The sequence below is a fragment of the Saccharothrix sp. AJ9571 genome (assembly GCF_021725495.1).
Taxonomy (GTDB): Bacteria; Actinomycetota; Actinomycetes; order Mycobacteriales; family Pseudonocardiaceae; genus Amycolatopsis; species Amycolatopsis magusensis.
In genome coordinates, this window is record NZ_CP091382.1 from 1,587,355 (window position 1) to 1,603,057 (window position 15,703).

At 70.1% G+C, this 15,703-nt stretch carries 15 protein-coding genes and 1 pseudogene; 4 read left to right on the plus strand and 12 right to left on the minus strand.

All coding sequences use genetic code 11. From position 1 onward, the window contains the following. Positions 1-47: 47 nt before the first annotated feature. Positions 48-1,475, minus strand: a complete 1,428-nt coding sequence (locus L3Q67_RS06485; RefSeq protein WP_499188671.1) for a S8 family peptidase — start codon at positions 1,473-1,475, stop codon at positions 48-50. A gap of 73 nt (positions 1,476-1,548) precedes the next feature. Next, on the minus strand, positions 1,549-1,788 hold the full coding sequence (locus L3Q67_RS06490) for an SCO4848 family membrane protein (RefSeq protein ID WP_499188672.1): 240 nt from the start codon (positions 1,786-1,788) through the stop codon (positions 1,549-1,551). Positions 1,789-1,869: 81 nt separating this feature from the next. On the opposite strand from L3Q67_RS06490, the gene L3Q67_RS06495 reads away from it, so the two are divergent. Next, a complete protein-coding gene (locus L3Q67_RS06495; RefSeq protein WP_499191449.1) occupies positions 1,870-3,123 on the plus strand; it encodes a D-alanyl-D-alanine carboxypeptidase family protein in 1,254 nt (417 codons plus the stop codon). On the opposite strand, the gene L3Q67_RS06500 is transcribed toward L3Q67_RS06495, so the two are convergent. Together L3Q67_RS06500 and yhjD are read right to left on the minus strand one after the other, a co-directional pair. After that, the gene (locus L3Q67_RS06500; RefSeq protein WP_499188673.1) at positions 3,120-4,394 is read right to left on the minus strand and encodes an MFS transporter; all 1,275 of its coding nucleotides are present in this window, start codon (positions 4,392-4,394) and stop codon (positions 3,120-3,122) included. The genes L3Q67_RS06495 and L3Q67_RS06500 overlap by 4 nt on opposite strands. 78 nt (positions 4,395-4,472) lie before the next feature. Beyond that, on the minus strand, positions 4,473-5,465 hold the full coding sequence (gene yhjD, locus L3Q67_RS06505) for a YihY/virulence factor BrkB family protein (RefSeq protein WP_499191450.1): 993 nt from the start codon (positions 5,463-5,465) through the stop codon (positions 4,473-4,475). Between the two features lie 236 nt (positions 5,466-5,701). Between yhjD and L3Q67_RS06510 the strand changes: the two genes are divergently transcribed. Continuing rightward, positions 5,702-6,460: a Tat pathway signal sequence domain protein gene (locus L3Q67_RS06510; protein WP_499188674.1), complete on the plus strand. Its 759-nt coding sequence runs from the start codon at positions 5,702-5,704 to the stop codon at positions 6,458-6,460. On the opposite strand, the gene L3Q67_RS06515 is transcribed toward L3Q67_RS06510, so the two are convergent. From L3Q67_RS06515 to trpS, 3 genes and pseudogenes are all read right to left on the minus strand, one after another. Continuing rightward, positions 6,445-6,837: a hypothetical protein gene (locus tag L3Q67_RS06515; protein ID WP_499188675.1), complete on the minus strand. Its 393-nt coding sequence runs from the start codon at positions 6,835-6,837 to the stop codon at positions 6,445-6,447. The two genes, L3Q67_RS06510 and L3Q67_RS06515, sit on opposite strands and share 16 nt — an antisense overlap. Before the next feature lie 211 nt (positions 6,838-7,048). Further along, positions 7,049-7,276 (minus strand): annotated as a pseudogene (locus L3Q67_RS06520) (RNA polymerase sigma factor); the annotation flags it as partial. Positions 7,277-7,407: 131 nt separating this feature from the next. Then, positions 7,408-8,430, minus strand: a complete 1,023-nt coding sequence (gene trpS / locus L3Q67_RS06525) for a tryptophan--tRNA ligase (RefSeq protein WP_499188676.1) — start codon at positions 8,428-8,430, stop codon at positions 7,408-7,410. A gap of 169 nt (positions 8,431-8,599) precedes the next feature. Here trpS and L3Q67_RS06530 point away from each other — a divergent pair, with 169 nt between their 5' ends. After that, complete coding sequence (locus L3Q67_RS06530) at positions 8,600-9,358, plus strand: S1 family peptidase (RefSeq protein ID WP_499188677.1); 759 nt, start codon at positions 8,600-8,602, stop codon at positions 9,356-9,358. A gap of 347 nt (positions 9,359-9,705) precedes the next feature. Here the strand turns inward: L3Q67_RS06530 and L3Q67_RS06535 are convergent, their stop codons facing one another. Together L3Q67_RS06535 and L3Q67_RS06540 are read right to left on the minus strand one after the other, a co-directional pair. Further along, positions 9,706-12,237, minus strand: coding sequence for a radical SAM protein (locus tag L3Q67_RS06535; protein ID WP_499188678.1), 2,532 nt, complete (start codon positions 12,235-12,237; stop codon positions 9,706-9,708). Positions 12,238-12,322: 85 nt separating this feature from the next. Beyond that, on the minus strand, positions 12,323-12,628 hold the full coding sequence (locus L3Q67_RS06540; protein WP_499188679.1) for a hypothetical protein: 306 nt from the start codon (positions 12,626-12,628) through the stop codon (positions 12,323-12,325). A 209-nt stretch (positions 12,629-12,837) separates the two neighbouring features. On the opposite strand from L3Q67_RS06540, the gene L3Q67_RS06545 reads away from it, so the two are divergent. Next, positions 12,838-13,446: a dihydrofolate reductase family protein gene (locus L3Q67_RS06545; protein ID WP_499188680.1), complete on the plus strand. Its 609-nt coding sequence runs from the start codon at positions 12,838-12,840 to the stop codon at positions 13,444-13,446. On the opposite strand, the gene L3Q67_RS06550 is transcribed toward L3Q67_RS06545, so the two are convergent. The 3 genes from L3Q67_RS06550 to L3Q67_RS06560 form a co-directional block, all read right to left on the minus strand. Beyond that, complete coding sequence (locus L3Q67_RS06550) at positions 13,443-14,078, minus strand: HD domain-containing protein (protein ID WP_499188681.1); 636 nt, start codon at positions 14,076-14,078, stop codon at positions 13,443-13,445. The two genes, L3Q67_RS06545 and L3Q67_RS06550, sit on opposite strands and share 4 nt — an antisense overlap. 307 nt (positions 14,079-14,385) lie before the next feature. After that, positions 14,386-15,186, minus strand: a complete 801-nt coding sequence (locus L3Q67_RS06555; RefSeq protein WP_499188682.1) for an exodeoxyribonuclease III — start codon at positions 15,184-15,186, stop codon at positions 14,386-14,388. Between the two features lie 30 nt (positions 15,187-15,216). Beyond that, positions 15,217-15,651 carry an SRPBCC family protein gene (locus L3Q67_RS06560; protein WP_499188683.1) on the minus strand — a complete coding sequence of 145 codons (435 nt, stop codon included), beginning with the start codon at positions 15,649-15,651 and terminating at the stop codon, positions 15,217-15,219. Positions 15,652-15,703: the final 52 nt, after the last annotated feature.

Sequence of the window (15,703 nt, forward strand, 5' to 3'; positions counted from 1 at the left end):
AAAACGGCCCCTCCCCGCGAACGAGGAGGGGCCGTCAAGGCGCGTGGTTACTTCACCGCGCGCAGGGCGTTCACCAGGCCTCGGCCGTAGAACGAGTTGTAGTAGTCAGGGCCTTCGCACTCGGCGGCGCCGGCGCACGGCACCGGGTCCGCCTTTGCCTGCAGCAGGAACGAAAGCGCCTGCGGCGGGACGTGCCGGTACTTGCTCGCCAGCAGCGCGGCCACCCCGGCGGCGTGCGGGGACGCCATCGACGTGCCGCACTTGGTGCCGTACTGGCCGTTGAACACGGTGGACAGCGGGCAGCCGGCCCCCTCGCCCGCCGGCGGCAGCTGGGCGCGGTCACCGCCCGGGGCGGTCACCTCGATCTGCCCCTTGCCGTAGTTGCTGTACGACGCCTTCGTGCCGTTGTAGCCGACCGACGACACCGTCACCACGCCGTCCAGGCCCTTCGGCAGGATTTCGCAGCTCGGGTCCACCGGGTGCGGGCGGTTCGGGTCGGTGGTCTGCGCCTTGGGGTCGAAGCCGCTGTTGCCCGCGGCCGCGACGTTGAGCACGCCCCGCTTGTGCGAGTAGGCCACCGCGCGCTTGACCGCCTCGAACGCGGCGGCGTCACCCGGCTGCTTCGGGCAGTAGAACATGCCCGGGTCGATGTAGTAGCTGTTGTTGGTCACCTCGAAGCCCTGCTTCGCGGCCCACATGAAGCCGCAGACCGCGGCCTCCGGGTAGATCATGCCGTCGTCGTTGACCACCTTCACCGAGGCGATCCTGACCCCCGGCGCCACGCCGGTGAAGCCGCGGGCCTCGTCCTTGCCCGCGATGGTGCCTGCCACGTGCAGGCCGTGGTCGGAGTTCGTGGTGGTCCAGCTGGCCGGGTCGGCGTCCGCCGCACCGGAGTTGCAGCCGCGCGAGGCCTTGGCGTCCACCGCGTGCTTGATGCCGGGGTGCTCGGGTTCCACACCGGAGTCGAGCACACCCACGGTGACCGACTTGCTGCCCGGGTTGATCTTGTTCGCCTCGGGTGCCTTGATCGCCCGCATGTCCCACTGCTGCGCGGTCAGGTCGCCCTCGGCGGCCACGGCGACCGTCTCTTCGTTCTCCCGCTCCGAGCGCGCCTGGGCGCGGGCCTCGGCAGCCGCGGTGGCCGGTGGCTCGGCGATCTCACGGCCACCCGAATAGGCGCGGAAGGCGCCGATCTTCTCCTGGAAATCGGCATTGCGCGAAGTGGCGACCGCTACCCCGATTTCATCGTAGTAAGCGACTTTCGTACCACATTTCGCCTTGAGTTCCTTGTCAACCTGCCACTGGGAAGTGTGCGGCTGATAGATCACCACATAGGTGTACGACGCACTCGTCGTGTCGCACTGCGGGGCGGCCTGCGCGGCCGGTTGCGCCAGCGCGACCGGCGCCAGCGCACCGGTACCGGCCAGCGTCAGCGCGGCGGCTGCGGGCAGCAGCCATCGTCGGACCCGGGACATCCACACCTCCAGGAAAGAGCCTGAGCATCAGGCACACCCGCAAGATGAAACACGTCCGGAGAACGCGGGGCAATCATTCTTTGGTCTGGTTCCGCGCGCGCCACCCCCGCCAGCCGATGATCCCGACGATCGTGCCGAGCACGAACGAGACCACGGTGAGCACCGCGTGCACCACGAAATAGGCCGTCGGCGAGCCGTCCGCCGCCCACGCCCGGTCGCTTTCCCACAGGTTCCGCGCGAAGGTGATCCAGATGAGCCACGACCAGACGCCGAACGCCAGCAGGAACAGCGAGGTCCGTCCCGACATCCTCATGTTGGCGGAGGGTAGTTCATCGCTCACCACCGGCGCAGATAGCCTGCAAGGGTGCGCAGCCCACGCGATCTCGTCCTCATCATGGTGTCCGCGATCCTCGCCGCGGTGACCGTGCTCGCTCCCGCGGCCGGTGCGCAGGATGTGCCCAGAGCAGCCCAGAAGCAGAACTGCGCCGACCGGACCGCGCCCCCGCCGCCGGTGGACACCTCCGAGGTGCCCAAGCCCGGCCAGAAGGCGCCCGAGGCGCTGCCGGTGCCCGCCACCCCGATCGGGGGCGACCGGATGGGTGAATGCGGGCTGGTCCTCCCCCGCGGCGCGGACGACCCGCCCGCGGTGATCAACTCGGCGTCCTGGGTGCTGCAGGACCTCGACACCGGCGAGATCCTCGCCGCGAAGGACCCGCACGCCCGGCAGCGGCCGGCGTCGCTGATCAAGGTGCTGCTCGCGCTCGTCGTGGTCAACGAACTGGACCCGGCCAGGGTGATCACCGCCTCGCCGGAGGACGCGAGCCAGGAGTGCACCTGCGTCGGCCTGGTCGCCGGTGGGCAGTACACCGTGGAGCAGTTGCTGCAGGGCCTGCTGATGCACTCGGGCAACGACGCCGCGCACGCGCTGGCGACCACGCTCGGCGGGGTGCCCGCGACGCTGGAGAAGATGAACTCGGCGGCGGCCAGGATCGGCGCGATGGACACCCGCGCGGCCACGCCGTCCGGTTTGGACGGTCCGGGCATGTCGAGCTCCGCCTACGACATGAGCCTGATCTTCCACTACGCGATGAAGCAGCCGACGTTCGCGAAGACGGTCGGCACCAAGCAGGTGCAGTTCCCCGGCTGGGGCGACAAACCGGCTTTCCCGGTCTACAACGACAACAAGCTGCTCAGCATCTACGACGGCTTCCTCGGCGGGAAGACCGGCTTCACCGACGACGCGCGGCACACCTACCTCGGTGCGGCCCAGCGCCAGGGCAAGCGGCTGGCGGTGGTGACCCTGCGCGGTGAACAGAAGCCGATGCGGGTCACCGACCAGGCGGGCAAGCTGCTCGACTACGGGTTCGAACTGGCCGCGACGAAACCGCAGCCGGTCGGCCAGATCACCTACCGCGAGGGCGGCCTGCAGACCGGCGGCGCTCCGCAGGCCGGGCCGGACGTGAAGAGCGACCCGGCGAAGACCGCCGCCACGAGGGGCGAAGAGGACCCGTTCGGCACCACCGGGTGGATCATCACGCTGGTGGTCGCGGTGATCATCATCGTCGGGTTCGTCGTCGGCCACCGCCGCAAGCGAGCCGCCCTGCTCGCCGAGCAGACCGACGTGCTGCCGCGCATCCGGGACTACTAGGGCGTGTCCTTGCAGCAGTCCTCGCGGACGGCGTCCTGGGCCTTGTGCTCGGCGGGCTCACGCTTGGGCAGGGTTTCCGGGGCGACGATCCAGAACAGCACCGACAGCCCGGCCACCGCGCCGGTGACGGCGAAAGCGGCCGCGTAGGACCACTGCTCGGCGATCACCGCGGCCACCAGCGGGCCGGTGACCGCGCCGATGTCGGCGGCCATCTGGAAGCCGGCGAGCACGCCGCCACCGCGGGCCTTGGCCCCGAGCACGTCCGCCACGGCCGCGTTGTGCGCCGGGTTCACCGTGCCCGCGCCGATCCCGGCGAGCATCGAAGCGCCGAGGAACAGCCAGATGTTGTCGGTCAGCCCGAGCACGCCGCTGCCCACGGCCAGCATGACCAGCCCGGCCAGCGCCATCGGTTTGCGGCCGCGGGTGTCGGCGAACCGCCCGGAGATCATCATCACCAGCACGTTCCCGGCGGCGAACACGGCCAGCGCGAAGCCGGTGAACTCCTCGCCGCGCGCCAGCACGGCCACGATGAACAGCGGGATCAGCGAGCCGCGCACGCCGAAGACCACCCAGCCGTTGGCGAAGTTCGACATCAGCGAGGCGCGGTAGGCGGGGTGGCGCAGCGCCTCGGTGAACTTCATCTCCGGCGCGGTGGCGTCGGTTTCGGCGCGTCCGGCCAGTTCGGACCGCCGCAGGTTCAGCCAGACCAGCACCACCACGAGCACCAGTGCCAGCCCGTAGATCAGGAACGGCGCCCGCAGCGACACCGACACCAGCCCGCTGCCCACCACCGGCCCGGCGATGCTGCCGAGCAGGAAACTGGTGCCCCACAGCCCGGACACGCGGCCGCGGACCTCGGGCGGGGAGATGCGGATGAGCAGGCCGATCGCGGACACGGTGAACATGGTCGAACCGACCCCGCTCAGCGACCGGAACAGCAGCAGGTGCCAGTACTCCGTGGCGAGCGAGCAGGCCAGGGTGAACACCGCGACGATCAGCAGGCCCCACAGGTAGATCGGCCGCTCCCCGAACCGGGTGACCAGCCTGCCGCTGGCCGGGGCGAACACCAGGCGCATCGCGGCGAACGCGCTGACCACCACCGACGCGGCGGTGATCCCGACGTTGAAGCTGGTGGCGTAGCTGGGCAGGGCGGGCGCGATCAGGCCGTAGCCGATGGCGATGAGGAAGCTGGCACCCACCAGCACCCAGATTTCGCGCGGGTAGCGCACCTTGGCGGGGGTCTCCCGCGCGGCGAGTTCGGTGTCGGTCAAGATCATCCCATCGTGTGGCCTGCTCACCGAGCATAAGCGTCACGATGGGGTGGTTTTCTTCCCGTCCGGCAGGCGCGCCTACGCCCTGGGGCGTTTCCGCCTGGTCAGGAGGCCGACCAGCGCGCCGACGCCGAACGCGCCCGCCACCACCTTGGTGCCCGGCCCCTCCCGGACGTCCATCCGCGGCCGGATGACCACCGGCGCCGGTGGTTCGACCACCTGCACCTGGTTCTCCTTCGCGGTGGCCGTCCACGCGGTGACGAACAGCAGGAAGCGCGAGACCAGGTTGGCGAAGAACAGCAGGCCGAGGATCGGCCCGAAGAGCACGGTGCTCGGCGAGGTGGAGACGAAGCCGAGGTAGACGGTGGTGACCTGCTTGAGCACCTCGAACCCGATGGCGGCGATGACCGCGCCCTTGACCGCGCTGCGGGCGTCGACCCGCTCGCGCGGCAGGCGCGCGATCACCCAGAGGAACACCAGCACGTTCGCGGCGAGCGAGAGCACGATGGTGGCCAGCCGCAGCAGGAACACCGCCCACGCCTGGTCCTGGAGGCCGACCAGTTCCAGCAGCAGCTTCCCGACCCCGCTGCCCGCGGCGGTCAGGCCGAACGAGACCACCAGCGCCAGCCCGAGCCCGGCCAGCGACAGCAGGTCGCGCAGCAGCGTCGGGAGCATCGGCTGCTGCTTCTTCTCCTGCCCCCACTGCGCGGTCAGCGCGTCCCGCAGGTTGGTCATCCAGCCGACACCGGAGTACAGCGCCAGCACCAGGCCGAAGATCCCGGTCCCGGCGCCCGCCTGCAGCGCGGTCTCGACGATGGTGGACAGGAAGTCGCCGAGCCCCGCCGGCGCGGACTCGGTGATACCGCTCTTGAGCTGGTCCAGCGCCGCCTGATCGCCCTGGAGCACCATGCCCGCGATGGAGAAGCCGACCATCAGCAGCGGGAACAGCGACAGCACGCTGAAGTAGGTGATCGCCGCGGCGTAGTGGTTGCCGTAGCGCTCGGTGAACGCTTCGTTCGCCCGGACCACGTGGTCCAGCCACGGGTACTTGCGGCGCAGGCGCGGCAGCAGTTTGTCGCTGTCTTCTCCCGCCGGGGGACGCCCCCCGGACCCCCGAACCGCTTGAGACTTCTCTCCAGCATCTCGCTTCGCCACGGTGAGACGCTAACTACCCTGGTGGGGGCCCGCAACGCGAGGACTCACCCACCCCACACCACCGTCCGGTGTTGACGGAAAACCGGAAACGGTGCTGTGATGCCGGTGCGTTTTCTCCCGTCACCGCCGCCAGGGAACGAGAGGGACCTGCCATGTCCTCCACCCTCGGCAGGCGCGGCCTGCTCGCCGGCGCACTCGCCCTGCCCGTGCTGAGCGCGCTCCCGGCCCACGCCGCGAGCTGGCAACTGCGCTGGAACCCGAGCCCGGGCAGCACCGGGCTGAACGCCTTCGAAGGCATCGAAGACGACCGCGCGGGCTCGCACCCCGGCGCCACGCACATCTACCCGCAGGGCGACGCCTACCGCTTCGACATGCACCTGCGCGACCGCGATTCGGCCACCGACCGGCAGCGCCAGGAAGTCCGCGGCATGCGCCAGAACGGCACCGTGCTGAACTGGAAGAACGGGGAGACCTGGAAGCTCACCTACCAGATGTTCATCCCGGGCAGCCTCAAGGCGACCACCAGCTTCACCCACGTCTTCCAGACCAAGATGCCCGGCACCGGCACCAGCCCGCTGACGGTGATGTCGTTGCGGCACACCGGCGGCAAGGCCACCCTGGAGTTCAAGGTGTTCGAGCCGGAGGTGCTCGTCGGCCGGGTGGACCTGGCGCCGTTGCAGAACAGGTGGATCGACGTGGAGATCGAGCAGCGCATCGGGAATTCCGGGCGCGTGCGGTGGATCCTGCGTGACGGCGGCACCACGGTGATCGACGCCGCGAAGAACGGCGACACCTACCTCAGCGACGTCATCCGGCCGAAGTGGGGCATCTACCGCTCCCTCAGCGACACCGCCCACCTGCAGGACTGCCACCTGCTCCTGCGCAACCTCAAGGGCTACCAGTACGTGTAGCTCAAGCCGGTGGGCCTTGGCCGGTGTAGCGGCTGTCGGCGTAGGTGGGGAAACCTGGTCCAACCGGAACGGTCGACCCGCTCGACGCGGACGTCGAAGGCGCCGACGGGATAGCGGTAGTCCACGTGCAGCAGCGGGCTCCAGTGCCCCTCGCCGGGCGTGCCCTCCAGCCGGGAGGGCACCTCGGTGTAGGTGGCGACCTGACCGATCGGGGCGAACGGGCCGGCGTGCGCGGTGTACGAACGCGAGAGGTCGCCGTGGACGCGGTGCTGCCCGGGCGCCGGGACGATGTCGGACGGCGGTTCGAGCAACCCGTTGGCCTGGACCGGGAACCGGGCGCAGGGGTACCAGAGCGAGATCGGCCAGTCGACGAGCACCGGGCGGTCCGCCAGGTGCTCGGCCAGCGTGGCGCCCGAGCGCGGCCAGCGGGCCCGCCAGCTGCCGCGCCGCGGTCTGGGCGTCGACCTGCTCGGCGACCCGGACGGCGTGGCCGTCCACCGGATCGGGCGCGGGCCGGGCCCGCAGTGCCCGGACTTCGTCGCGCACGTGGCGGCGCAGGAGGTTGGTGGCAATGCCGTAGAGCCAGGACCGGACCGCGGCCCGGACGGGGTCGTAGCGGTGCCGCTGGTTCCAGGCGATCAGGAAGGTCTCGCTGACCAGGTCGTCGGCCACCGCCTCCCCGATGCGGCGGACGAGGTAGTGCCGCAGCGGGGCGGCGTGCCGGTCGAACAGCAGGCCGAACGCACGCCCTGGATCGGGCCCGCCGAGATCGGGCCGGTCCAGGCGCGCCGGCGGTGCGGCGGGCTCGTCGGTCATCGCAGTCACACCGACTATTGACCGCAGGCGGCCTCAGCGTTCACGCGCGGCCCGCTTCGAATGCTATGAATGGGGCATTACTAGCGTTGAACGCAAGTAATGCCCCACTCATAGCATTGGCGCGGGGGATCTCAGCCGGGCAGGAAACCGACGCGGTCGTACACCTTCGCCAGCGTGGCAGAAGCGACCTCACGGGCCCGTTCGGCGCCCCTGGCCAGCACCTTGTCCAGCTCGGCCTGGTCGTCCAGATAGGACTTGACCCGTTCCTGGACCGGCGTCACGAACTCCACCAGCACCTCGGCGAGGTCCTTCTTCAGATCGCCGTAGCCCTTGCCCTCGTAAGCCGTCTCCAGCTCGCTGATCGCGCGGCCGGTCAGCGCCGAGTAGATGCTCAGCAGGTTCGCCACACCGGCCTTGTGCTCCGGGTCGTAGACGACCTCGCGGCCGGTGTCGGTGACCGCGGACCGGATCTTCTTCGCCGAGCGCTTCGGGTCCTCGAGCAGCTCGACCAGCCCGTTCACCGCCGAGGCCGACTTGCTCATCTTCGACGTCGGGTCCTGCAGGTCGTAGATCTTCGCGGTGTCCTTGACGATGTGCGCCTCGGGCACGACGAAGGTCCTGCCGAACCGGTTGTTGAACCGCTGCGCCAGGTTCCGTGACAGCTCCAGGTGCTGGCGCTGGTCCTCGCCGACCGGCACCGCGTGCGCCTGGTAGAGCAGGATGTCCGCGGCCTGCAGCACCGGGTAGGTGAACAACCCGACGCTGGCGCGGTCGGTGCCCTGCTTCTGCGCCTTGTCCTTGAACTGGGTCATCCGGCCTGCCTCGCCGAAGCCGGTCTGGCACTCCAGCACCCAGCTCAGCTGCGCGTGCTCGGGCACCTGGCTCTGCACGAACAACGTGCTGCGGTCGGGGTCGACACCGAGCGCGAGCAGCTGCGCGGCCGAAACCCTGGTCCGCTGCCGCAGCACCTTCGGGTCCTGCTCGACGGTGATCGCGTGCAGGTCGACCACGCAGTAGAAGGTCTCGTGGGTGTCCTGCAGGCGCACCCACTGCCGCAGCGCGCCCAGGTAGTTGCCCAGGTGGAACGAGTCGGCCGTGGGCTGGATCCCGGACAGCACGCGAAGGCGGGTGTTCTGTTCCTGCTCTGTCGACACGCCTGGATTCTGTCATCCCCGCACGTACCGCGCCCACGCGGATGGCCCACGACCAAAGTCTTAAACGGTTAAACAGCACCTACTTCCGGCGGTCGCCGCGTCCCGGCGCGCTTCCTAGCGTTTGACCTACCTCCGGTTCCCCAGTCCGGACAGGCGAAGGAGAAACTCCATGAAGTTACGGTCCCTGCTGGCAGGCGTGTTCGTCGCCGGTGTCACCGCGCTCGGCGGCCTCGCCGCGCCCATGGCTTCCGCCGACACCGCCGCCGAACCGGCCGGCGGCGTCACCCCGTTCATCGTCGGCGGCGGGAACGCCACGCAGGTCTACTCGTTCATGGTGTCGCTGCAGAGCTCCAGTGGCGGGCACTCCTGCGGCGGCTCGCTGATCAGCTCGACCTGGGTGGTCACCGCGAAGCACTGCGGCCAGCCCTACCAGGTGCGCGTCGGCACCACGAACCGCACCAGCGGCGGCACGGTGGCCCGCGTCGCGCAGCGCATCGCGCACCCGAGCGCCGACCTGGCCCTGCTGCGCCTGCAGACCGCGGTGCCGCAGGCGCCGATCACCATCGCCTCAACCTCCGGCGCGGTGGGCACCGCGACCCGGATCATCGGCTGGGGCCAGACCTGCGCGCAGCCCGGCGGCTGCGGTGCGCCGGTCACGCTGCAGGAGCTGAACACCTCGATCGTCGCCGACAGCGGCTGCGGTGGCATCAGCGCGGCCAGCGAGATCTGCACCGGGAACCCTGGCGGCAACAAGGGCGCCTGCTACGGCGACTCGGGCGGGCCGGAGATCAAGCAGGTCAGCGGCGCCTGGCAGCTGATCGGCGCGACCAGCCGTTCCGGCGGTGGCTCGGTCTGCGCGACCGCGCCGTCGATCTACGTCGACGTGCCGTACTTCCGCAACTGGATCCGCACCAACAGCGGGGTCTGAGGCACACGCCCGGCCCGTGCCGCACCACCGCCCCCGTGGGCGGCGCGGGCCGAGCAGCTCGCTCAACGCCCCTTCGGGCAGTGAGAACACCGCTTCCAGGATCGCCACCGCCCGGAGCGACTCAGGTCGCTCCGGGCGGCTGCGTCCGCTGCGCCAGTAGCTGAGGGTGGTCAGGCTGACCCGCACGCCGTGGCGGGCCAGCCGGTGCCGCACGCGGTCCAGGCTCAGGCCGCTTTCGGCGATCGCACGGTCTAGCGCCTCGGGGAAGGACTCGCTGTACGCCGTTCGCATGCAGCGAGACTGGCGCCGTGCTGGGCAACAAACAATCCGGGGCCGGTACCTAGAAATTACCCAACGGCCAGCAAGCGCCGCCCGTAGGTGGTGGTGCGCTGGCTCGCCGGGCGCCCGGCGAGCGCGGCCAGGTGCTCCAGCTCCGCCTTCGTCCGCGACGACCCGTGCTCCGAACCCGCCATCCGCGAGATGGTCTCCTCCATCAGCGTGCCGCCGATGTCGTTCGCGCCACCCCGCAGCACCTGCGCGGTGCCCTCGTCACCGAGCTTGACCCACGAGCACTGCACGTTGTCGATCCGGCCGTGCAGGGCGAGCCGCGCGAACGCGTGCACCGCGCGGTTGTCCCGCATGGTCGGGCCCGGCCGGGCCACGCCCGCCAGGTAGATCGGCGCGTTGTGGTGGACGAACGGCAGGCCGACGAACTCGGTGAAGCCGCCGGTCTCGTCGGCGATCCCGGCCAGCACCCGCAGGTGCCCGAGCCAGTGCCCGGGGTGGTCCACGTGGCCGTACATCATCGTGCTGGAGGACTGGATGCCCAGCCGGTGCGCGGTGGTCACCACCTCGACCCAGGTCCGCGCGGGCAGCTTGCCCTTGGTCAGCACCCAGCGGACGTCGTCGTCGAGGATCTCCGCCGCGGTGCCCGGGATGGAGCCGAGCCCGGCGTCGCGCAGTTCGGTCAGCCACTCCTCGATGCTCACGCCAGCCTTGGACGCCGCGGAGACGATCTCCATCGGCGAGAACGCGTGGACGTGCATCTCCGGCACGGCCGCCTTGATCGCGCGCACGATGTCGGCGTAGTAGGTCATCGGCAGCTTCGGGTCGATGCCGCCCTGCATGCAGACCTCGGTGGCACCGGCGTTCCAGGCTTCGACGGCCCGCGCGGCCACCTCGTCGACCGAGAGCCGGAAGGCGTCGGCGTCGCGCTCGCGCTGGGCGAAGGCGCAGAACCGGCAGCCGACGTAGCAGACGTTGGAGAAGTTGATGTTCCGGTTGACCACGTAGGTGATGTCGTCGCCGACCACGTCCGCGCGCAGCTCGTCGGCCAGCCGCGCCATCGTCTCCAGCGCCTGGCCGTCGGCGGTGAGCAACGCCATCGCGGCGTCGGTGTGCCGCGGTTCGAGCAGCGCGCCCGGGTAGTCGGCGGCCAGCTTCAGCCCTTCGCGGACGTCCGTGCTCAGCCGTTCCGGCGCGATCGGCACCTGGGTCTTGAGGATGTCCCAGTCGCCGTAGACGCTGTCGAAGTCGCCGCGCCGGTCGCTGGTGCGGCCTTCGGTGTCGATCGAGGAGTTGAGGTCGGCGCGGCCGATCGTCTCCAGCCCGCCGTCCGGTTCCTGCCAGGTGTGCCCGACGACCTCGGCGTCCGGGTCCGCCATGCCGTCCGGCAGCGCCAGCGCCTCGACGTGCGGGTGCACCCGGACGTCGAGCCACTTCTCCGCTTCGCGCACGTACTTCGGGTAGACGGCCAGGCGTTCCTTCAGCTCGAACCCGGCTTCGCGGGTCGCCTCGGCGAGCACCTCGATCCGCGGCCACGGGCGCTCGGGGTTGACGTGGTCCGGGGTGACCGGCGAGACGCCGCCCCAGTCGTCGATGCCGGCGCGCATCAGCAGCGCGAGCTCGTCACCGACCAGGTTCGGCGGGGCCTGCACGCTCACGCCCGGCGGCATCAGCAGCCGCGCCACGGCCACCGTCGCGGCCAGCTCGGTCAGGTCCAGGTCGGGCGCGGACCGCATGGCGGTGTCCGGCTTGGCCCGGAAGTTCTGGACGATGATCTCCTGGATGTTGCGGTACTGGCGGGCGCGCTGGCGGATCGCGTGCAGCGACTCGGCGCGCTCGGTCTTGTTCTCGCCGATGCCGACCAGGATGCCGGTGGTGAACGGCACCCCGCTGCGCCCGGCGTCGTCGAGCACGCGCAGCCGGACGGCGGGTTCCTTGTCGGGGCTGCCGTAGTGCGGGCCGCCCTTCTCCGACCACAGCCGCTCGGCGGTGGTCTCCAGCATCATGCCCATGCTCGCCGCGACCGGCTTGAGCCGCTGGAACTCCGCCCAGCTGAGCACGCCGGGGTTCAGGTGCGGCAGCAGGCCCGTCTCCTCCAGCACCGCGATCGCGCAGGCCCGCACGTAGTCCAGTGTGGAGTCGTAGCCGCGCTCGTCGAGCCATTCCTTCGCCTGCGGCCAGCGGTCCTCCGGCCGGTCGCCGAGGGTGAACAGCGCCTCCTTGCACCCGGCGGCGGCACCGGCGCGCGCGATCTCGAGCACCTCGTCGCGTTCGAGGTACATCGAGTGCAGCTTGCCCGGCACGGTGACGAAGGTGCAGTAGTGGCAGCGGTCGCGGCAGAGCCGGGTCAGCGGGATGAACACGCTGCGGCTGTAGCTGATCACCCCGGGACGGCCGTGGTCGGTCAGGTGGGCGTCGCGGACCTTCGACGCCGCGGCGAACAACTCCTCCAGCTGTTCTCCCCTGGCGTGGAGCAGCACGGCGGCTTCGGTGACGTCGATGGCGACCCCGTCGGCGGCCCGGCGCAGGGCCCGGCTCAGTGCCGACGGACTCGGCTGTGGATCAGGCGGGGTGAGGAAAACGCTCTCGGCCATGATCGCGAGCCTACGGCCGCGTCCGCACGCCCGGTAAGGGCTTCCGCTGTGAGAGAAGACTTCGTCGAACGGGAATAAACGCGGGTCAGTGCGGTGACCGGGTGGGGGTCAGCGCGGGCTGCTCGGCCAGCGCGGCTTCGGCCTGCTCGGCCGCCGCCCTGGCCTTCTTCCGCTGCCGGAGCACCCCGGCCGCCATGCCGAGCACGCCGAACACCACGGCCACCAGGCCGACGGGGCCGAGCACGCCGAAGGTCATCGCCTCCGGCTCCGGCCGCGCGGCGGCGGCGTTCGCCATACCGAGTGCCCCGAAGAGCAAACCGGTCACCAGGGTGACCGTGACGGCGGCCAGACGCGTGACGGACCGCATCAGGCCTGGCAAAGAGTTGCGCACCGGAGTGCCTCCTGCGACGAATGCTGCCCCGAACGAGGGACGCTTGCCGTGTTGATGGTCAAAAAGCTACCGAGCGTGTCAAGCCCGGCGTCTTCCGCTCAACTTCGAAGGTGAGAGTAGCGAGTTCCGCTGAGTGACCGAACAGGGCCTTGCAACCACTCCGGTTGAAGTACTACAGTCAGAGTGGTTACGAACGAAGAGGGGTACCCATGCGAAAACTGACCTACCTGGTGGCCACGTCGATCGACGGCTTCATCGCCGAGGCCGGCGGCGGCGACCCGACGAGCACGCCGGGCTTCTTCGTCAACGAGGGCGACCACAACACGGCCCTCCTGCGCGACTACCCGGAGATGATCCCGACGGTGGCGCGGCCGGTGTTCGGCATCGAGGACGTGCCGAACAAGGAATTCGACACGGTGCTGGAAGGGCGCAAATCCTACGAAATCGGCCTCGCCGCCGGGCTCGACGACGCCTACGAGCACCTGCGGCACGTCGTTTTCTCGACCACCATGACCGAGGCGCGCGGCAAGGTGGAACTGGTCGCCACCGATCCGGTGGAAAAGGTGCGCGAACTCAAGCGCGAAGCCGGGCAGAAGATCTGGCTCGTCGGCGGGGCGACGCTGGCGAACGCGCTGCGGGACGAGATCGACGAGATCGTGGTGAAGATGCACCCGGTGGTCGCCGGGGCAGGAATGCCGATGTTCGGCGGGGAATTCCGGCCCGAGCGGTACCACCTGGCCCGGCACGAGGCCTTCGAATCGGGGGTGCTGGTGCTGACCTACACCCGTATCGAGTCCCAAGTAGACATCGTGTCCTAAGTAGACGGGGCAACCCAGCCGCGCCGCTCACCTTCACCGATGAGCGTGGCCGCCGCCGACCACAGTTCCGCGGACGCGTCGCCGATCACGGCCTTGCGTTCGCGGACGGTCGCGGCGGTCACGCCCGGCGTCTGCCAGGTGCCGCCTTTCGCGAGCCAGTTCAGCAACAGCGGCTGCATGCGGTCCATCGCTTTGGCGAACCTGGCTTCCGGCGTTTCGCGGGTTTCGAATTCGTCCCAGAGGGCGCGGAAATGGGCCGCCTGATCGCCGGGGAGCAACCCGAAGAGCTTTTCGGCCGCGGCCTCTTCGCGTTCCTGCTGGCTTTCGCGGCCGTCGTCGTCGTACAGCGGGGTGTCACCGGCGTAGATCTCGACGAGGTCGTGCACCACCACGAGCTGGATGGTGTGCCCGAGGTCGATCGGCTCGTCGGCGTATTCGGCGAGCACGGCGACCATCAGCGCGAGGTGCCAGGAATGCTCGGCGTCGTTCTCGCGCCGCTCGGCGGCGGCCAGCGGGGACTGGCGGAGCACGGTCTTGAGCTTGTCGGCCTCGGCGAGGAAGGCGAGCTGGGCCACCAGCCGCGACGGCAGCCCGTCCGGGAGGGGCGTGCGCTCGATCAGGAGTTCGTCCACCCCAGCACACTCGCAAACCACCCACGACGATGTCGAACCCGTTAACGCTGCTCGGCGTTCCCTAACGCCATGAGTGGGGCATTACTAGCGTTCAACGCAAGTAATGCCCCACTCACAGCACTCTCCACGCGAGTCCCACGTTCCCGCAGCCGAACCCCACGTTCGTGCAGCCGAGTTCCACACTCAGGCGGCCGAGTTCCACACTCAGGCGGCCGAGTTCCACACTCAGGTCGTCAAGCCAGCCATGAAGGCCCACAGCATTCGACCCGCCCGTACAACGCCGCTCGCTCCACCCGCCCGTGCGACGTCAGCCGATGTCGTAGGTGGCGGTCACCGGGGCGTGGTCCGACCACCGTTCTTCGTACGAAGCCGCGCGTTCCACTTCGATCGCCGTGCAGCGGTCGGCCAGGCCCCGGCTCGCCACGTGCAGGTCGATCCGCCAGCCCGCGTCGTTGTCGAAGGCCTTGCCCCGGTACGACCACCACGTGTACGGGCCCGGCCCCTCCGGGTCCAGCCGCCGCTGCACGTCGGCGTAGCCGGCCTCCGAGTACACCTGGCCCAGCCACGCCCGCTCCTCCGGCAGGAAGCCCGAGTTCTTCCGGTTCGTCCGCCAGTTCTTCAGGTCCACCTCGGCGTGCGCGATGTTCCAGTCACCGACCACGAGCACCTCGCGCCCGTCCGCCTCGGCCTTGCCCCGCAGCTCGGCCAGGTACGGCAGGAACGCGGCCATGAACCGCTCCTTCTCCGCCTGGCGCGGCGTGTCCACGTCCCCGCTGGGCAGGTACAGGCTGGCCACCACCACCTCGGCGAAGGTGGCCTCCAGGTACCGGCCGCTCTCGGCGAACTCCGGCGCGTCGAAGCCGATCCGCACGGACTCCGGCTCGGCACGGGAGTACAGCGACACCCCGGCCCGGCCCTTGAGCTCGCAGGGCGCGTGGAACGCGTGCCACCCGGCCGGGGCACGCACCTCGTCCGGCAGCAGCTCGGTTTCCGCGCGCACCTCCTGGCAGGCGACCACGTCCGCCTTCGTGGCGGCGAGCCACTCGACGAACCCCTTCTTGGCCGCGGCACGCATTCCGTTGACGTTGACAGTGGAGACGGTGAGCACGCCCGGAGGCTACCCGTCACCCCCGACGACTCAGGCGTTGAGCCGCTCCGAGAGGTCGCTCTCGTACCGCGCGGCGATCTTGCGCAGCTGCGGCCCCATCAGCGGTTCGAACAGCTTGAGCACGCCCTTCGTCTCGATCGCCACGTCACAGACCACCTCGGTGCCCGAGGGCGCGCTGCGGATGTGCCACGCCCCGCGGACGGTCACCGGGCCGCGGTCGAGCGTGCGGAAGGCCACCTCGCTCGGCCGGTCCGCCTCGGTCACCTCGACCTCGCTCTCGGACTGCTTGCGCCCCGGCCGCACCCGCTGCAGGTAACGCGCGCCGACCTGCCCCGGCTCGCCGGAGATCAGCTCCGAGGTCAGCACGTCGAACCGCCATTCCGCCTGGTGCGTGAAGTCGGCGAGGTAGGCGTAGACGTCCTCGGGCGTACGCCGCGTGGCCACCGTCGTCTGTACGGTTTTCATATCGCAGAAGTCGCCGATCCCGCCGTTTTGTGACAGCCCACCTGCGAGGATC

Excerpts from the sequence above, each read along its gene's own strand:
- L3Q67_RS06485 (WP_499188671.1), bottom strand. The coding sequence starts at position 1,475 with ATGTCCCGGGTCCGACGATGGCTGCTGCCCGCAGCCGCCGCGCTGACG.
- L3Q67_RS06490 (WP_499188672.1), bottom strand. The coding sequence starts at position 1,788 with ATGAGGATGTCGGGACGGACCTCGCTGTTCCTGCTGGCGTTCGGCGTC.
- L3Q67_RS06495 (WP_499191449.1), top strand. The coding sequence starts at position 1,870 with ATGGTGTCCGCGATCCTCGCCGCGGTGACCGTGCTCGCTCCCGCGGCC.
- L3Q67_RS06510 (WP_499188674.1), top strand. The coding sequence starts at position 5,702 with ATGTCCTCCACCCTCGGCAGGCGCGGCCTGCTCGCCGGCGCACTCGCC.
- L3Q67_RS06530 (WP_499188677.1), top strand. The coding sequence starts at position 8,600 with ATGAAGTTACGGTCCCTGCTGGCAGGCGTGTTCGTCGCCGGTGTCACC.
- L3Q67_RS06535 (WP_499188678.1), bottom strand. The coding sequence starts at position 12,237 with ATGGCCGAGAGCGTTTTCCTCACCCCGCCTGATCCACAGCCGAGTCCG.
- L3Q67_RS06545 (WP_499188680.1), top strand. The coding sequence starts at position 12,838 with ATGCGAAAACTGACCTACCTGGTGGCCACGTCGATCGACGGCTTCATC.
- L3Q67_RS06560 (WP_499188683.1), bottom strand. The coding sequence starts at position 15,651 with ATGAAAACCGTACAGACGACGGTGGCCACGCGGCGTACGCCCGAGGAC.